7 protein-coding genes are annotated in these 17,258 nt (G+C 47.4%); all 7 read right to left on the bottom strand.

Features of this window, described 5'->3' with window-relative positions; genetic code table 11:
• Position 1: 1 nt before the first annotated feature.
• Entirely contained in the window at positions 2-3,319 is a 3,318-nt protein-coding gene (locus tag E5355_RS17825) for a TonB-dependent receptor (protein WP_210434547.1), read from the bottom strand.
• 27 nt (positions 3,320-3,346) lie between these two features.
• Positions 3,347-4,357 (bottom strand): FecR family protein, encoded by a 1,011-nt coding sequence (locus tag E5355_RS17820; RefSeq protein WP_246866992.1) that lies wholly within the window; start codon positions 4,355-4,357, stop codon positions 3,347-3,349.
• Positions 4,358-4,577: 220 nt separating this feature from the next.
• Positions 4,578-7,475, bottom strand: a complete 2,898-nt coding sequence (locus E5355_RS17815) for a glycoside hydrolase family 2 protein (RefSeq protein WP_136011396.1) — start codon at positions 7,473-7,475, stop codon at positions 4,578-4,580.
• Positions 7,476-7,622: 147 nt separating this feature from the next.
• On the bottom strand, positions 7,623-9,272 hold the full coding sequence (locus E5355_RS17810) for a RagB/SusD family nutrient uptake outer membrane protein (protein ID WP_136011395.1): 1,650 nt from the start codon (positions 9,270-9,272) through the stop codon (positions 7,623-7,625).
• A 31-nt stretch (positions 9,273-9,303) separates the two neighbouring features.
• The gene (locus E5355_RS17805) at positions 9,304-12,411 is read right to left on the bottom strand and encodes a SusC/RagA family TonB-linked outer membrane protein (protein WP_136011394.1); all 3,108 of its coding nucleotides are present in this window, start codon (positions 12,409-12,411) and stop codon (positions 9,304-9,306) included.
• A 464-nt stretch (positions 12,412-12,875) separates the two neighbouring features.
• Positions 12,876-14,462 (bottom strand): glycoside hydrolase 43 family protein, encoded by a 1,587-nt coding sequence (locus tag E5355_RS17800; protein WP_136011393.1) that lies wholly within the window; start codon positions 14,460-14,462, stop codon positions 12,876-12,878.
• Positions 14,463-14,480: 18 nt separating this feature from the next.
• On the bottom strand, positions 14,481-16,976 hold the full coding sequence (locus E5355_RS17795; RefSeq protein ID WP_136011392.1) for a beta-galactosidase: 2,496 nt from the start codon (positions 16,974-16,976) through the stop codon (positions 14,481-14,483).
• Positions 16,977-17,258 lie beyond the last annotated feature (282 nt).

Here is a 17,258-nt window from a genome sequence, read left to right as displayed (position 1 = left end):
TTTAGAATGTGAGATTCACACCAATAGCATGAGTCTGGTTTATCGGGAAAGTGTATAAGCTGCCAAGTTCCGGATCGGCATCAATCATCATCTTGTGGAATGTCAGCAGGTTCTCTCCCGAGTAATAGACGCGGAGGTGCTCAATGCCGAGAGACTTCAACGCCTTCTTCGGAACCGTATAGCCGAACTGGAGGTTCTTCAGACGAACATAACTACCGTCCTGCAGCCAGAAATCGGATTTCTCAAGATTAAATGAACTTTTGCTGACTGCAATACGGGGCATCTTGGCATCCTGGTTGTCCGGAGTCCAGGAATCCAGCCAGATTGTGTTGGGATGGCAGTCGTCACCGCTCCATTCACCGCCGAACCCGTTAGTGTCAATCATCCGCTTCACACCTGCCACCCCGGTAAACATCACGGAGAGGTCAAAATGCTTATAGCCGCCGCTCAGGTTCAGACCGAAAGTATAAGAGGGATCCGAAGAACCGCAAAGCGTGCGGTCGTCGGCGTTCAACATCCCGTCACCATTCGTATCAACGTACCGCAAATCACCGGCCTTGAATTTCTTCTTTTTCTCCGAGTTGGTCCAGTCCAGTTCAAAGGGATAGCCGGTGCCCGGGCGAGCGTACTTTTCCTGCCAGGCGGCGGCATCCGCGTCAGACTGGAAGAAACCGTCCGTCTTGTACAGATAGAACATGTTGAAAGCCTCTCCAACCTGCCTTATCTTAAGGTCACCATCCAGCATCGAAGCGACACCGTCCAAATCCAGAATCTTGTTCCTGTTGTAGGATACGTTCGCCGTAGCGCCAAACGACCAGTCGCCATATTTGTCATTATACCCCAAGGACAGTTCCATACCCCGGTTCTGCATGGCACCCACATTATCCTTGTAAGCGCCCAGACCGAATTCTGCGGGGACGGGAACATCCATGATGATGCCGGTAGTCTTGCGGTCGTAGTAGTCGAAAGACACGCTCAATTTGTCCAACAGCGTAGCATCGAAGCCTATCCCCCACGTGCGTGCCTTCTCCCAGGAAATGGTAGGAATCTTGTAATTCTTATGATAATAGCCGGACTGCAAACCGCCACCAAGAGGATAGCTGGTATCAAGGGCATAGTTGTTCATCCAAGGATAGTAGTCGTCAAGGGCAGACTGGTTGCCAAGGTTACCGTAAGAACCGCGAAGCTTCAGGTTGCCCAACCACTCTCTTGCATCTTCCATAAAAGATTCCTCACTGATGCGCCATGCCGCAGAGAAAGAGGGGAAGTAACCCCAACGGTGACCTTCGGCAAACCGGGAAGAGGCATCGGCGCGGACATTGGCCTCGAACAGGTACTTGCCGGCGTAATCATAGTTGATACGACCGAACCAGGAAACCATGGCAAGATCGCGGGAATAGCCGCTGTTCTTTTGCGTGGAGGCGTCGCCCGCATTCATATCCGTCAGGTCGTTATTAGGAAAGTTCTTACGTTCCGAAGTGTTCTCATTATAAGAATATTTCTCCGTATGCCAGCCGGCCATCGCCTTCAACCCATGAACACCGAACTGCTTGTCATAGTTAAGCAAGGCATCGAAAGTGGCACGATGCCAGCCGTAATAGTTCTCGTTCAGTTTGTTCGGATCGCTCTTCTTGTTCGGGTTGTACTGGATAAATTTCTGGAAAGCCTTGTAGTGCTGCTGGTTGTTCACATAAGAACCGGTCAAGGTCGCAACCAGACCATCCATAAACTGATAATCAGCGGACAAAGTACCCGAGAAGTTCTGGTTCTCGCGTCTCACGCTCTGGTCAACGTCGAGCCAGGCGATGGGACTGCCGTCGGAAAATGTGCCCCAAGTGCCGTCTTCGTAACGGCCCACAATCCAAGGGGCAATCTTTCCCAAACGCATCACAATCTGTCCGGAACCGCTGCCGCCATAGGAGGAGTTGGGCTCGGAATAGTCGTTGTTGATATAAGACATGTTGACACGTACGTTCAGCCGGGAGTTCAGCCTTACATCCAAGTTTGTACGCCCGTTGAACTGTTGACGCTCGGCATGGGGCAACGTACCGTCCTGATGAAGATAACCAACGGAGGCCATGTACTTCAGGTTGTCAGTACCGCCGCTCACGTTCACATTATGCGTGTGCTGGAATCCGGTGCGGTAAGCCAGGTCGTACCAGTCGGTGTCAGGGAAGTTGTAAGGGTCTGAACCGTCTCTGAACTTCTCATAGACTTTACCGTCTCCCGACTTGTCGAACCGGGGGGCCAGGCCGTATTCCACACGCGCCTTGTCGTAAAGACGGGCGTAGTCGTAGGAGCTCATCAGGTCTTGAAGCATGGTGGGCTTCTGTATGCTGGCATAGCCATTATATGAAATACGCGGCGTGCCAGACTTGCCACGCTTGGTCGTAATCAAAATTACACCGTTGGAAGCTTTTGAACCATAAATCGCTGCCGAAGCCGCATCTTTCAGAACGGAGATGCTCTCGATATCGTTGGGATCGACCGAATTCATTGTACCGGTCTCCACTCCATCCACCAGAATATAAGGATTGGAGCTGTTCAACGTTCCCACACCGCGCACACGGATAGTACCTCCATCCTGACCCGGAAGACCGCTACCTGCAACGACCGTCACACCAGGCATCAAACCTTGAATTCCGGTGGAAAGGTTCTGTATAGGACGGCTTTCCAGTTGTTGGCGGCAAACCTGTACCACCGAACCGGTCATATTCAATTTCTTTTGTGTACCATAACCTACCACTATCACTTCTTCCAAGGCTATTGCATCGACTTCCATTTTGATCCAAAGAGGTTCTCCGGACTTTACTCTAATCTTCTGATGTTTGTATCCGATAAAAGAAACAACAAGAGTTGCACCAAAAGAGGATTCCAGTTCAAAACATCCTTCAAGATCGGTGATAGTTCCTTTATTCGTACCTTCCATTATGATGTTGGCACCAACTATTTCCTCACCTCTTTCATCCAACACTTTTCCACGAACTTTAATGTCTGTATGGCAGACTGCTTTTTGTTTGTTGAAAACTGCAATTTGGGTATTTGTTATCTCGAACGACAACTGAATGGGATTCAACATTCGGACCAAAGCAGCAGACAATCTTTCATTTTTGCATACCAAACTTACTTTCTGCTCCACCCTCACTTGAGTAGCATCATAGAAAAACGTATAACCGGTTGACTTTTCTATAAGGCACATCGCTTCCGACAATGAGATTCCGATAAAAGATGCCGTAATCCTTTTTTCTTGAGACTGCGCTGAAAGACTTGCCACGCAAAAAAGCAGCAAAAATAAGACCAAGCAGTTTCTTTGGTTCATCGTACTTTTAAGATTAACGGTTCTACACTACTTCTTTTTAGTAATAGTCAGCACATTATCCTCATCAAAGCTATAAGTTATAGGGTTGATGCGTGCCATAATCCGAATAATTTCCTCCAACGCTTCATTGTGTATCGTGAAAGTGTACTTATATTTGTCTTTCAAGTCATCATCCACATTTATCTTCACGCCATAACGCTTGCTCAGCAATCGGCAAACTTCTCCCAGAGATTTGTTTGAGATAAAAAGTTCATCACTGACCCACAGCTTTTCAAACGCTACATCCCCGGTATTTATCTCCATCTTATTCTGCCGCTTATCATACACTGCTATTTCTCTGGGCTTCAAGAAGACTCTTTCCGAAGAAGTAATCAAAGAAACCGACCCTTCTATCAGGCTTACTTTGCTTTGAGCTGCACCTTTCGGTGATTCAACATTGAATTTAGTTCCGTGTACTACAACTTGCATACCTTCAATCTGCACGATAAAAGGCTTTTCTTTATCCTTGGCCACTTCAAAATAGGCTTCACCAGACAAATGTACCAGACGGCTTTCTTTCCGGAAATCATTTCCGTATGTCAACGTTGTATTGGACTGTAGCCAAACCCCAGTTCCATCCGGAAGAAACACTTTCGATTTACCGTCTATGCAGGTATATACCTGTTCCACCCCCAATTTCCAATCTGCATGGGTTCCCCAATAATAACTCGCTCCAACAGACAATCCCAAAACCACGCAAGCTGCAGCTACATAGCGATATAATTTCCTAAGTGTGATAGTCTTTTCCGGAGCTTTCTTTTCCAGTTGCTGTTCTGCCTTGCCAATCCGCTCCGAAAGTATTTTCCAATAATATTCCTTATCAGGAGTATAGTCGCTTACATTATCCTGTACTTTCTTCCACAAAGCTTCCAGTTCTCCCATTACAGCCCGACATTCCGGTCGATCCGCCCAACGCTTTAAACGTTCACTATCCTTCTCCGAAATTTCCTGTTTGAAATTAGAGATTATCAGTTCCCAAGGAATATTTTCCTGCCTCATATTGAAATATGTATTATCTGTTTCATATTTGGATGACACAAAAATAAGTATTCCCCATTATTCTTCCAATGTTTTTTTTATGATTATTCACAAAAATGCAGACAATTCTTCCATCATAAAAGAAGATAAAGCAGCCTGTCCGAAAACATTTGCCTTACTCCCTTTCAGGCATCAATCTTTTCTATAAATTTTCCAGACAGCCTACCCCATCATATACTTATCAATAGAGAGAAATTTCTCCTAGGCCAGCCCGTCCTTCTGAGACAGCATCAACCGTAAGACGAAGATATTTCATTCTGCGGTCCACGGTCATAGGCTTGAATTCCCAGCCAGTACATTCGCGCTCATACAGAGTCAACCAATGCTCTCCGTCTTCAGAAGTCTCTACCTTATGCTTGTAAGAAGAACTGTCTTTTTGGAAAACGATACGGCTGGCAGTCACCCAAGTGGGTTCTTCCAAAGCCAGCATTATCACGCAAGGCAAATGACCTTCTCCTGCAATCCACCAAGATTGGTCGTCGTTGTCTATGATATTCGATGCCGGATACCCCTCCTGACTGCTTTTCACATGGACGGAAGCAATCTTCAAACGCGGCTTTTTCAATACACGCTGCTGCCAGGAAGAGGGTTTTACCACTACATTGTCTTCCTCACTTCCCATGAACGGAGCATGCTGTCCGTCTTTCAAGGAGATTCCTTCAAAAGGCTTCGTCTGTACTTCCGCCTTCCCCGCCTCCAAGCCGTCAGCTACAGCTTCCACCACAATCTTGCCAGCCTTGCCAGTGGTACGTATGAAAGCGAAACCGACGCCGCCCTCTACCTCCTGCGGATTGACACCTATGCGGCTGATGATGTCGCCCATCAGCACACCTTCACCAGAGACCCGGATTTTGATTTTCTGTCGTGAATTGTAAACCAATGTACCATTCCTATCGCAAACTTTAAAATAAACGGGAATCATGTCCGAACCATCGGCCACTGGCACGATGCCATCCGTCTTTATATCCACCATCAGTCGATAGGAATTTTCCGGAGTAGATGTGCTATGAGTTGCCAAGACCTTGCCATCTACCAAAGCTTCCGCTTTTAATGTTCCCTTCTCATAACCTCCCGCATCGAAGACAAACAGCGGACTGCCCCCTTTCTCTACAAACGAGCGGTAAAGCGGCACTCTTTCCTCACGCATCTGAGTTCCAATGAGCTTGCCGTTACGATAGAGGCGAACTTCATCGCAATTGGAGAAAACCGTTATCTGGTTTGTGGATGAAGAGAACTCTTCGGATGAATTGTAAGAGGCGATGAACACCATCGGCCCATCGTACAATCCCGGCTGTGACACAGACCAGTCACGCATACTTTGAAGCATATAATAACAGAATTTCGGATAACGGTTCATGTCAACCACTCCGCAAAACATCGTCTCGTCCTCACTGCCACGCGCATAGTCGTTGTAGTTCCACAAGAAGTGACCGCCCATGTTCGGGTTGGCATCCAGCATACACCAGTCAAAGTAGCCGTTACCGTTCAACTGCTCCATGCGACTGTAGCATTGGCGTACCTGCTCTTCCTCATTCTCTTTTAAGCTAACCCTTGGCTTCGGACCAGCACCGTCTCCCCATTCGCGAGTAAACACCGGCTTGATGGCGATAAAGTCTTCGAGGAAGTTGCTCATCACGTCTCCGTTCTTGGGATAGCCCTTCACTTGTTTATAGAACACATCGTAATAGGGTTCCATATCCGCATGCCCCAGATAGTCACCTGCCGTGTACATCTGATCACCCGGATATTCAGCATGTGCTAGTTCCTGTATTTCGCGGGCCAACGACACCGGATAACGCGATTCGTTCAGGGCTGTTTCCCACAATACCACCGATGGATGATTGCGGTCGCGCCGAATCATCTGTCGTCCCACCTCGTAAAGACGTTTGATGAAAGTAGAATCAGAATTATAGAACTGCCAGCCCGGAATGCACTCCACCACCAGAAGTCCATAGCGGTCGCACGCATCCAGAAATGCAGGGTCGGACGGATAATGGGCTGCGCGCACGGCATTGTAGCCGCCACGTTTCAGGCCGATGACATCCCGCACCTGCATGGAGTTTGAGGCAGCATCGCCCACGTTAGGGAAAGACTGATGCCGATTAGCACCTCTCATATAAAGTTTCTCGCCATTAATGAAAAATCCTTCTTCCGCTGTATAGCGAATGGTGCGGATGCCCACTTGTACGGAAGTTTCGTCCACCACCTGCGAACCTTTCAGCACCTGTGTGCGTAACGTGTAAAGCGAAGGATGATAGGGATGCCAAAGAGAGGGCGAATTTACAAGCATCACCTGCTCTGTAGTCACTCCCGACTGACGTTCCACCGTTACAGGCGTCATTTCTTCCGCCACGACTCTACCAACAGAGTCACACAATTGCGACAACAGTCGGAGTTCCGCATCTTCCTCCATCAAGTTACGTACGTGAGTCGCCACATGTACTGTGGCACGTTCTGCAGACACTTGCGGGAAGGTGATAAACTGTCCTCCTCCTGCCACCATATCTTCTTGCAATGGGTCGGTGATGTAGATTTTATCTGTAATCACCATCCGCACGTCGCGATAGATTCCACTGTAGTAATAGAAGTCCATACGTTCCTGTGGCTTTCCTGGAGGAGTCAGTGCATCGGGTTGTGCCGATACTCTGACGATAAGCACGTTAGTACCTTTCCAATCTATATGTTCGGTAAGGTCTGCCACAAATCCCATGTAGCCGCCATAATGCTCGGTTATCTTCTCTCCATTCAGATAAACCTCGCAGTTGGTCATCACTCCCTCAAAATCCACCACTACACGCTTGTCCCGAGCATTAGCAGGCATCTTGAAATAACGACGATACCACCCCACTCCATCGTAAATGGAGTTCCCTCCGCAATGCTTGGTTTCTAACTGCATGATATGAGGTAAACAAATCGGCATCCATCCTGTAACATCTAAATCTACTTGGGCACCGTTGTCCACCTCTCCACGAAAGAATGCCCATCCAGTATTCATGTCAATCACTTGTCGAGAGGAACCCGATTGGCAAGAGACTAAAACCGAAAAACAAAATGCGAAACATAAATTCAAAAGTTTCATGACTGTTTTTATTAAAATTGTTTTATATGAAAGAAAGGCACGAGGTTACATACCACCCGTGCCTATCTTTAAGAAGCTGTTTGAATTTTCTTGAAATATCTTCTAAAGTCGGGAACATACTTTTATCAATGTTCCCGTTTTTAACCATCAATACCCCGGATTCTGCTCCAGCTTGTCATTCAAATCCCTGTACTTTTGAGGAATAGGCAAATAACGGTTGTGAGTAGAAAAGCCACGTGACTCTACCAGCTGAACGCTGTCCGGTATAATTACCGCACGCTTGTAAGGATTGGTTTCAGTATAATCGATTGTACCGCCTGGACAACGCAACTCGCCATTCATCAGAGTCTCGGCAAGCATTTTTCCCTCAGCATCTTTCCAGCGGAGAATGTCTGCACGACGGAGGCCTTCACCAGCCATTTCGACAGAGCGTTCACGACGAATCAACTCACGAAGCTTCTCTTGAGTGCCGTATTTGGCTCGATCAACAATGGGCATTCCAGCACGATTGCGAATCTGATTCAGTTTTCCATATACATCTTCGGACGGACCGTTCAATTCATTCTCTGCTTCAACGTAACTCAACAAGACTTCAGCATAACGGAAAAGAATGGTATTCATACCGGTATCCCACATATCTGCAAACTGGTTCAGGGGGTACACGTATTTATTCCATGTCAAACCGGTCTTAGAAGAGTTATTAGACGCTGTCGAATAATTGAGGTTGAGTACCTTTTTATTATCAATGACAATACTGTCATTCAGCGTATTAAGAACCTTGGTAGTACCATCGTCTCTTATCCAATCCATTCCAGGAAAAGCGATAGACATCGCCAAACGAGGATCACGATTGGCAAAGGGATGCTTAGGGTCGTAGTAATCACCGGCCTCTTCCTTTGTCAAGCCATTATCCATTTCATAAGCATTTACCAAATTCCAAGTAGGAACCATAGATGACCAACCACCGTCTTCATTATTAGCCATGATAGCTGGAAACATGTTACCATAATAAGTCTCCATGTGCTGAACAGCCGCAATGATTTCTTTGGAATCTTGTCCTTCCAAACGGAACAAACGTCCATAATCCTCCTCCAAATCAAACTTACCCATATCCATAATAATCCGCGCAGCCTCTTTGGCACGTTCATACTTACCATAATAGAGGGCATGACGCATCTTTATAGCCAACGCCGTGGCGCGGTCGATGTAACCAGCTTTGCTTGCCTTGTCTTCCAAAAACATAGGAATGGCTGCATCCAGTTCATCTTCGATGAACTTGTTTACTTCCGCTTCCGTGTTACGGGGCACCTGTGCCTCTTCACGCGAAGAATAAGAGTCGATAATAGGCACTCCGCCATATTGCCAATTCTTATCAAAATAGTCATATGCACGCATCACCTTTACTTGGGCAATCATATCATTCTTCTTTGCCTCGTCAGCAAACGGAACATTCGCAATATTCGTCAAGAAATCATTGCATTGACGGATTTTACTAAAAGTATAGTGATCGGACACCTCCTTAAGCCCAGCCGTCATCGTACCGTTACCGATGCTTTGGTAGTGATCCCAAAGGAAATTGCTGTAACCGAAATCGGAAGCGCAATCCCAATAAAGGATGCCAGACTCATCAATCCAGCCGTCATAGCAACCTATTAAAAACTTCTCGGCATCCCCTTCTGTTTTCCAAGTATTAGAAGGAGCCAATGCATCATAAGGCGCGGTGTTCAGAAAGTCTGAACAGGAGGTAGTAGCAAGCAGCGAAACCCCTGCCATCATATATGTAAATATTCGTTTCATATTTTTCTGTACTAAGTTTAACATAATGTTTTTAGAATGTGAGATTCACACCAATAGCATGAGTCTGGTTTATCGGGAAAGTGTATAAGCTGCCAAGTTCCGGATCGGCATCAATCATCATCTTGTGGAATGTCAGCAGGTTCTCTCCCGAGTAATAGACGCGGAGGTGCTCAATGCCGAGAGACTTCAACGCCTTCTTCGGAACCGTATAGCCGAACTGGAGGTTCTTCAGACGAACATAACTACCGTCCTGCAGCCAGAAATCGGATTTCTCAAGATTAAATGAACTTTTGCTGACTGCAATACGGGGCATCTTGGCATCCTGGTTGTCCGGAGTCCAGGAATCCAGCCAGATTGTGTTGGGATGGCAGTCGTCACCGCTCCATTCACCGCCGAACCCGTTAGTGTCAATCATCCGCTTCACACCTGCCACCCCGGTAAACATCACGGAGAGGTCAAAATGCTTATAGCCGCCGCTCAGGTTCAGACCGAAAGTATAAGAGGGATCCGAAGAACCGCAAAGCGTGCGGTCGTCGGCGTTCAACATCCCGTCACCATTCGTATCAACGTACCGCAAATCACCGGCCTTGAATTTCTTCTTTTTCTCCGAGTTGGTCCAGTCCAGTTCAAAGGGATAGCCGGTGCCCGGGCGAGCGTACTTTTCCTGCCAGGCGGCGGCATCCGCGTCAGACTGGAAGAAACCGTCCGTCTTGTACAGATAGAACATGTTGAAAGCCTCTCCAACCTGCCTTATCTTAAGGTCACCATCCAGCATCGAAGCGACACCGTCCAAATCCAGAATCTTGTTCCTGTTGTAGGATACGTTCGCCGTAGCGCCAAACGACCAGTCGCCATATTTGTCATTATACCCCAAGGACAGTTCCATACCCCGGTTCTGCATGGCACCCACATTATCCTTGTAAGCGCCCAGACCGAATTCTGCGGGGACGGGAACATCCATGATGATGCCGGTAGTCTTGCGGTCGTAGTAGTCGAAAGACACGCTCAATTTGTCCAACAGCGTAGCATCGAAGCCTATCCCCCACGTGCGTGCCTTCTCCCAGGAAATGGTAGGAATCTTGTAATTCTTATGATAATAGCCGGACTGCAAACCGCCACCAAGAGGATAGCTGGTATCAAGGGCATAGTTGTTCATCCAAGGATAGTAGTCGTCAAGGGCAGACTGGTTGCCAAGGTTACCGTAAGAACCGCGAAGCTTCAGGTTGCCCAACCACTCTCTTGCATCTTCCATAAAAGATTCCTCACTGATGCGCCATGCCGCAGAGAAAGAGGGGAAGTAACCCCAACGGTGACCTTCGGCAAACCGGGAAGAGGCATCGGCGCGGACATTGGCCTCGAACAGGTACTTGCCGGCGTAATCATAGTTGATACGACCGAACCAGGAAACCATGGCAAGATCGCGGGAATAGCCGCTGTTCTTTTGCGTGGAGGCGTCGCCCGCATTCATATCCGTCAGGTCGTTATTAGGAAAGTTCTTACGTTCCGAAGTGTTCTCATTATAAGAATATTTCTCCGTATGCCAGCCGGCCATCGCCTTCAACCCATGAACACCGAACTGCTTGTCATAGTTAAGCAAGGCATCGAAAGTGGCACGATGCCAGCCGTAATAGTTCTCGTTCAGTTTGTTCGGATCGCTCTTCTTGTTCGGGTTGTACTGGATAAATTTCTGGAAAGCCTTGTAGTGCTGCTGGTTGTTCACATAAGAACCGGTCAAGGTCGCAACCAGACCATCCATAAACTGATAATCAGCGGACAAAGTACCCGAGAAGTTCTGGTTCTCGCGTCTCACGCTCTGGTCAACGTCGAGCCAGGCGATGGGACTGCCGTCGGAAAATGTGCCCCAAGTGCCGTCTTCGTAACGGCCCACAATCCAAGGGGCAATCTTTCCCAAACGCATCACAATCTGTCCGGAACCGCTGCCGCCATAGGAGGAGTTGGGCTCGGAATAGTCGTTGTTGATATAAGACATGTTGACACGTACGTTCAGCCGGGAGTTCAGCCTTACATCCAAGTTTGTACGCCCGTTGAACTGTTGACGCTCGGCATGGGGCAACGTACCGTCCTGATGAAGATAACCAACGGAGGCCATGTACTTCAGGTTGTCAGTACCGCCGCTCACGTTCACATTATGCGTGTGCTGGAATCCGGTGCGGTAAGCCAGGTCGTACCAGTCGGTGTCAGGGAAGTTGTAAGGGTCTGAACCGTCTCTGAACTTCTCATAGACTTTACCGTCTCCCGACTTGTCGAACCGGGGGGCCAGGCCGTATTCCACACGCGCCTTGTCGTAAAGACGGGCGTAGTCGTAGGAGCTCATCAGGTCTTGAAGCATGGTGGGCTTCTGTATGCTGGCATAGCCATTATATGAAATACGCGGCGTGCCAGACTTGCCACGCTTGGTCGTAATCAAAATTACACCGTTGGAAGCTTTTGAACCATAAATCGCTGCCGAAGTCGCATCTTTCAGAACGGAGATGCTCTCGATATCGTTGGGATCGACCGAATTCATTGTACCGGTCTCCACTCCATCCACCAGAATATAAGGATTGGAGCTGTTCAACGTTCCCACACCGCGCACACGGATAGTACCTCCATCCTGACCCGGAAGACCGCTACCTGCAACGACCGTCACACCAGGCATCAAACCTTGAATTCCGGTGGAAAGGTTCTGTATAGGACGGCTTTCCAGTTGTTGGCGGCAAACCTGTACCACCGAACCGGTCATATTCAATTTCTTTTGTGTACCATAACCTACCACTATCACTTCTTCCAGCAGTTCCGTATCTTCCTGCAACTGCACGTTCAAGGATGCCTGGCCTGTGTACTCAATTTCCTGAGTGGCATATCCGATGAAGGAGAATTGGATAATGTCACCCTGATTCACACTCAAAGCAAAATTACCATCCAAATCTGTCACCACACCGTTTGTTGTACCTTTTACTACTACCGATACACCAGCCATCGGTCCGAATGCGTCACTAACGGTTCCTTTCAAACTCTTTTGTTGCTGAGAAATTGCAGTCATGGAAGCGACTGTACCGTCTGCCGCATAAACAACTCCACCGGAGTACAATGCTGCTGACAACAGTATAGAACCGACTGTTCTTACGACTTTCAACATAATTGTTTTTTTTAATTTATAAGATTAACATTAAAGTAATGCAATTCAATTCACACTTATTCGGTATGATATACATTACTGTCTCAGCTACATGACACAAAAGGGAAAGAAAACCCTTACTCTTGTGAAAACTTTTTTTTAAATATCCCTCAAATTTTGTTTAAAGCCACGGCTATCGCACTAAAATTTCATAAACATAGATTCGTCAGTGGAATTCAACTTTATTGATAAGCAATGGCAAATTATAGAAAAGATTCTTAATCTACAAAGAAGAGAACGAAAATATTCTCTCAAAAGCACTAATCTTTCATCTAAAGAGAATGCTCTTTAGATGAAAGAGGGGCATACAAAAAATAAGCTACAAAGTTAAAAGTTCCCTCTAAGAGCAGTAAAATCAGGGGATTTCTCCGGCATCGGGGGAGCCCTGCCTTCCCCGGTACCAGAGAAAAAAGGAGAATTATACCTTACTTCCCGTGGAATCGGAACCAATTGAAGTCGACGAAGCCTCCATCGCCCTCGTCACGGGTGGTGAAGTTGAAAAGTGCAAAGCGGTTAGCAGTCCAATAAAGTCCCAAATCCATCTTTAGCACATTACCAATAGGAAAGAAGTTGACACCATCCAGACTATAATAGAAACTGGCAATAAAATCCTTATCGGTCACACGCGCCTTCATCCACAACTTGTCTTGAGTAAAGTTCTCAACAGCGGTTTCTACAATCTTGCCGTCGTTGCACATCACCACTTTACGTGCACCTCCTTCCTGCTGTACAGCCACATAAGCATAAGGGAACTGGAATACACCGAAACCAGCCACATTTCCATCTTTCATTCCGGTAAGTTCCATCTCTACCAGTCCTTCGGAAGTAGGGCCTTGCACACGCTGCGTCAGAGTGTTACGCGCGTTCTTAAGATTGTTGGCTGGCGAAGCCTTCAAACGCATATACCCAGGACGTTCTGTCAACGACCACTTAGCATTATCTGGATTGTGGTTCCACTGCCATTGCAGACCCAACTTCTTCGTATTGAACTCATCCGTAGTGGCGGGGCTCTTTATCTTGGATGCCTTGCCCACCGCAGGCTTTGGATAAGTAACCACGTCTTTACCATCTGCCCCCAGCATGGGCCATCCGTCCACCCACTTCACCGGCACCAAACAAGGCACACGTCCGATGGCGCCTCGGTCCTGCATGATGATGAACCACCAGTCACCGTTCTTCAGCTGCACCATGCCACCTTGGTGAAGCCCGTTTTTAGGATATGAACTATCATCATTCATAATCAGCTTATGTTCATACGGACCATAAATGTTATCAGAACGAAGACAAATCTGCCATCCTTCGGTCCCCCCGGCGGGACAAGTAATGTAATACTTTCCATTGATTTTATAAACATGGGAACCCTCCATGCCAAATCCTCCTCCCAGTTCATGGGCGTTTTTAAATCTGCCACTCCAGATTTTCACCTTATCTCCCTTTACCGAACGCGCATCCTCATTCAGCTCGGTCACATAGAGCGTTCCTTGACCGTGCACCACATATACCTTACCATCGTCATCGAAGAAGAGGCCCGGGTCATACATATATTCGGGGAAAATGGTACGTTTCCACGGTCCTTCCGGCTTCTCGGCCTCGCAGACGGAGAAGTGACCTGTCTCTCTTCCCCAACCGTAAGGAGTACAGAAAGCCACATAGAACTTCCCGTTGTGATAGCGCAGGGAGTTGGCCCACGAGCCGTTCAGATAGAGATTGCCGCCCTGCATATCGTACTTAGGGTCTTCATCATAGCGATCAATAGCATAGCCTGCCATCTCCCAATTCACCAGGTCTTTTGATTTAATAATAGGGCATCCGGGCACATAGTGCATACTGGTAGATACCATGTAAAATTCATCTCCTACACGGATGACATCCGGGTCGGGCCAGTCTCCCCACATTAGGGGATTTGTAAATGTACCATCACCGTTATCCGGTGTCCATACCTGTTGTGCCTCCAACGAGCACACCGACATTCCGCAAAAGCAAAATGCCCATAAAACATTCTTAATTTTCATTACCATGCAATTATTACTTTATTTTTTCCTGATTTCTGCCACATCCTTACAAGGGACTATTTCCATTGCCTTCAGCTTGGCGCCATGGGCTGTCTGCCGTAATCCCATCACCAGCACATTCTTCTTGCCCTTCCCAAAGCAAAGCCAGCATTCGGGTAAGAAGAATTCGCGTTGCGGACCGGCTTCCCAATGCCGTCCGATGTTGTGTCCATTCAGCCATACATAGCCATTGCCCGAAGCATTGATGCGAGCCAGCCAAGGAATCCATATGCCTTCCTTCTGAGCCGGAAGTTCAAATTCTATACGATGCCAGGTGAACAATCCGTCCGGTTCAGCCTTGGATAGCACTCTGTTTCCTTTTGCCGGTACTTCGCTCTTCACATCCAGCGATACGGTCTCCCAATCTTCGGGCACAAATTCGGGTAAGGTCCATCCTTGAGTCACTCCGGCTGCATCCACTGCACACTCCCATTCCAACGGATGGGTCAGGGCAGATTCCGCAACCGACAATCCTGCTTCCCTTATACCTGCCAATTCTTCCATAGGAAAATAGCCATGTGCATGTCCCAAATTTTCATAAGATACTAGAATCTCATTATCCCCCACCTGTAATAACCCGGAAACATCAAAACGGTTGTCATATTCATCCGGACGAATGCGTTCAAAGCAATTGCGCGTAGTCCAAGATTGCGCATCGGCTTTGTAGGGAAAAAGACGCTTAGCCTGTTTGCCATTTACCAGTACCGACACAATATCGCGAGTAAACGTATTGAAAAGCAGGAAACGCTCATCCGCAACCTGACGAGAATTCAGAGAAAACCTAGCACGGTATAAACTGTAACGGAAATCATTGACTCCCAAATCAGACAATGAGACCAATCGGTTGAGCGATTTCCAGTCGGCATTTTCAAAGGCGTCTTCCTTCTTTTGGGCAAAAACTACACGTACCGAAGCAGGCATTTGGGAAGGGCGCACTGGGCGTATCTGTTCCTTCGGCCACCATTCTCCTTCCGCAGTGCCCTTCCTGGCAGGAATCACCAATACCTTGCTTCCCAAAGCAGGAAGTTCATAAGTAACATCGATGGCTTCAGATTCCGGAATGTTGGCAACCGAAGTCTCCAATGAAGCAATCAGCACCTTTTCGCCATGTTGGTTAATATTATACATCGGTGTGGAAAGGTGGTTCACTTTTCCCGGTATCAGACGCACCTTGCCTCGAACCGGCTTTTTAGCATCCGTATTGTGCAAAAAGACGAAACGAGTCCCGTCCACTGCTACACGCACACCTCCGAACAGAGTCTCCGCTCCACCTTCCAATGCACAAGGTCCACCTTCCGAACGGACCAGTCGCTGTTCAAAAGTCCGAATGAATTGTCCGATGGCTTTCGCCTCGAAATATTTCTCACTCAAGGCTCCGGTCTCGCGGATGGCAGCGTTGTAGTCGTAGCTAGTGGTCATGCCTCGAGCCCCCCAACCGGCAAAGTGAGTCCCTCCAAAAAACATGTAATAATTAATTCCTCCAGCTCCTCCCAACAAGGACATCAGTCCCACAGCCTTAAAGTGACGCGCATCGGAATAGTGGTCTTCACTAAGCCTGCCAGTCACCAAGGAGAACCAGCCTCCTTGCAATTCGGTTACAAAACCGGGCGCGTCCGGCTGCTCCTTCTTAAGATTCATCATGCGATGAGCACAGTCCGGAGCCGATGAAAGACCTACATAGTAATTATCACTGTCGAAAACCTGCGACAGTTCTTCATCCTTACTGCTCCGGCACTCTTCGGTCAGACAAGTGAAGATAGGGATGTCCATCCCGCTCTTTCTGACTGACTGATAGAGGGCTTTCAGCAGTTTTTCCTTGCCATCGCAATCATGATGGTTGTACTCATTCTCTATCTGAATCAGGATAATGCCTTTTCCGCCAACAGGTTTCCGGGTAATTTGCTCATCAGCCAACACCTTGCAAACAGCGTCGAACCAATGTTGCGACCAACGGATATGGCGATAGTCCGCACTTCTCAACCAAAAATCATCCACTCCTTCAGGACGGTATTTGGCCAACCAACGAGGATAACCTCCTCCCGAATATTCAGCACAGATAAAGGGACCGGGACGGACAATGGTATAGAATCCGAACTCTTCCTGCGCCATCTTCAACCAGCGCTTCACGTCCGAGAAATCGAAATGGGTATTGTCATCCACACTGAGCGGCATCGTCCTCTCGTGCCAGTTCCAAGGCACATAGGTCTCTACCGTATTAAATCCGGCTTCCTTAATCTGCCGGAAACGGTCTCTCCACAACTCTTCCGGACAACGGAAATAATGAAAAGCAGCGCTGTAAATGAAAACGTCCTTCCCATCAATGGTCATACACGAGCCGTCGTAACAGAGCCGTTCGGGATGGACGAACTTTTTCTCTGACTTTGCAACCGACTGTACCTTTTGTGCCATAATTCCGAAACAATGAAAAGCTATCGAGACAAACAACACATACTTCAAAATAAATTCATTTTTCATATCCTTAACATATATATATAAGACATTTTAGAGGAAACTGCTTAAACAACCATATTCGCAAAGCATTTCTTCTATTTAGTTCCAAAAGAAGAGTTTTGTCAATGTTTTATTTTGCATATTTTTACTTATTCCAAAAAGGTTAGAAGAATTGGAACCAATCTTCGGTCTAAATCAAAGATAACCAAACAGACTCTTACATTGCGAATTTTTAAGAGCTTTTCTATATATAATAGTCCGTTAAAAATTCACCATATCGGCTAAGCGGCTTCTGCCACTATGCCA

The sequence above is a fragment of the Bacteroides muris (ex Afrizal et al. 2022) genome (genome assembly GCF_004793475.1).
Taxonomy (GTDB): domain Bacteria; phylum Bacteroidota; class Bacteroidia; order Bacteroidales; family Bacteroidaceae; genus Bacteroides; species Bacteroides muris.
Note: the sequence above shows the minus strand (reverse complement) of the source record. Positions and strands in the feature narration are given on the sequence as shown.